This is a genomic window from Rahnella sp. P4_A8 (assembly GCF_056402435.1).
In genome coordinates this window covers 1-2,202 of record NZ_JBFUHK010000170.1, presented here as the reverse complement: position 1 = coordinate 2,202, position 2,202 = coordinate 1, and the positions used below count along the sequence as shown (strand labels likewise).

3 protein-coding genes are annotated in these 2,202 nt (G+C 49.1%); all 3 read right to left on the bottom strand.

Annotation, left to right across the window (positions count from 1 at the left end; translation table 11 throughout):
• The coding region (locus AC1DUO_RS24260; protein WP_477989146.1) for a tail fiber domain-containing protein at window positions 1-1,126 on the bottom strand (1,126 nt) is incomplete at its 3' end.
• A 58-nt stretch (window positions 1,127-1,184) separates the two neighbouring features.
• On the bottom strand, window positions 1,185-1,421 hold the full coding sequence (cor, locus tag AC1DUO_RS24255) for a phage exclusion lipoprotein Cor (protein WP_013577768.1): 237 nt from the start codon (window positions 1,419-1,421) through the stop codon (window positions 1,185-1,187).
• Between the two features lie 124 nt (window positions 1,422-1,545).
• Window positions 1,546-2,202, bottom strand: a 657-nt coding sequence (locus AC1DUO_RS24250) for a hypothetical protein (RefSeq protein WP_477989144.1), incomplete at its 5' end; no start/stop codon positions are given.

Sequence of the window (2,202 nt, the reverse complement as noted above, 5' to 3'; positions counted from 1 at the left end):
AGTCTGGATCATTAAGAGCTAAATCTAATAACTCGAACAGGCTTGTAATGGCGTCACCATGTGCGGCTGCAGCGAACCCGGCTGTGTTCAGCCCCTTAAAGTCCTCGATAACGCGACTGTTGCCAAATTCTTTTCTCCCCAGATTAACTACAGCGCAGCTCGCAAATCTCTCAACATCTTGGGCAATGACGCCGATTTCTCGGCTACCGTCCTGTTTGTTGTACGTAACGTGCCTGCAGCTCAAGGTAGCAACGAGCCCATCAGTAAAGTCCTCTATATTTCCTTTGAACCGTTCGTCTGAGCCGCCGACCCATGTACCGTCGCAAGTACCGTTACCGTTGTCATAGAAGCCAAATACTTTGAAGGATGTGTTCCATGTCACAAGGCGAGTGAAGATATTGGTGCTTGTTCCGCATACATCAATTGTCATGTACTGGTTGGCGTTAAGATATGATGCTCCGAGGGTGTTGATCGGATTTGCGCCGGTCTGACCAGCTGCCAGTTTAACAAATCCTCCCGCCGTAGTAGTGCTATTAACCGTCCCTGCCATAGTTCCGCCAGCAGTAGGCAGCGCACCTATGTTCGCTGGTGTTATGCCCAGAGCAGTTCGCGCTGTCGCCGGTGTCATGGCCCCAGTACCACCCTGAGGAACCGACAATGCAGTCGTTAAACCAGTAAGTGACGTAATATCTCCATTAGCACCTTTAGCCGCTTTCGCAGCCAATGACGTCGTGATGTTGCTCCATGCAGGGCCGGTATAAGTAGACCCGTCGGGCAGCGTCACCGTGATTGTACCCGTTCCACTGAATACCTGTTGCCAGTTGGCCTTGTCCAGATTCAAACCGCGAATGGCTTTTGCAACATCGGCTGCGACCTGAGCCGTAATGCCTACCAGCGTCGCATTTGGTACCGCTGTCCATGCGTTACCGGTAGCCGTCGGGCCACCATAGGCAGTTATCAGCGTTAATGCTGTTGCCGAGGTTATCGTTTTAACGCCAAGCGTGTAAGTCACACCGCCGACAATAACGACAATGAAGTCACTCGCTTTTAAATCTGTAGTAAAAGCTGTACCGGTACCGGTCACTGCCGCTGAGTTGTTGGTTAATGCAATTGTGCCTGCTGACATGCTTTTCTCCGGGCATAAAAAAACCCGCCTGAGCGGGTTTTAGATTATTAGGGTTGCATCATTTATCGCACGTAGTGCGGATGAAATTAGTTTTACTGACCCAGCGCCAGCCGAACGGATCGCCAGCCTGATATTGAGTTTGATTAGCGACCTGACGGACGCCATAAATCTGCACCGACGTTTCTTGCCCGCCAATGAGCGCCGTACCATTACAGACAGGGTGCTGCTTCTCAAGGATGCCTGAGCACCCAGAGACCAAAACCGCCAGACCAATTGCCATCATAATTTTTGTCATTTTTCTGTCCCTTGAATATTGATACCGGAACGATAACAACGATATTTATGACGGTATAATTGGTTTAATAGATCAATTAATAGAAATTGATCGTTAAAAACGATCGTAGGCCACAATGCATTGATTAATAAGCGGATACCTCAATTGCATATATCATGTCGTTTGAATTTGAATAGCCAACATTCTCAAGCTGATCGCCTCCCGGACTGACTGTCTGTGTAGAGGATAATCGAGTGCTTGATCCGTTGAAGTATGCATAGGTCTGAATGGGTGACTGGAAAGGGCGCGTTGCACCCCCGGAATGAATGACACCTACCATTAAGCCAGTCATCTGCGGCATTACCGCGTAATTCCCGCTGAGTGTGGTATCTATGTTGTACCCAAGGTTGGCCGGATTACCCGGCGTTCCAACGGCGATAGGTGGATTCATGACCTTCGTTTCATTGGTCAGTATGCACTGTCCCTGAGCATTGTTTATCGCTATCCCCCACGCCGGTTTGGGCTGAGGGATGACGATACCAAAAATATAAACAGTGACATTTCCCACACTCCCACCAGCAAGCCTGCCTACCGTGAGTGTGTATGCACCACTATTATTACTCAGCCTTCCATAAACACCGGTTACATCGGACTTGAAGGCGACAACAAAGGGGCTGGACACGGATACAGCCAAATTAATATCACCTCCGCTTCCACCAAAGTTGTATACATTCTTTGAGACCAGACTCATCGGCGTCGTGTCTGGTGTTGAAAACGGAATACCGTACTCATCGACCAATAT

Coding starts and splice junctions, on each gene's coding strand:
- cor (WP_013577768.1), bottom strand. CDS start 1,421: ATGACAAAAATTATGATGGCAATTGGTCTGGCGGTTTTGGTCTCTGGG.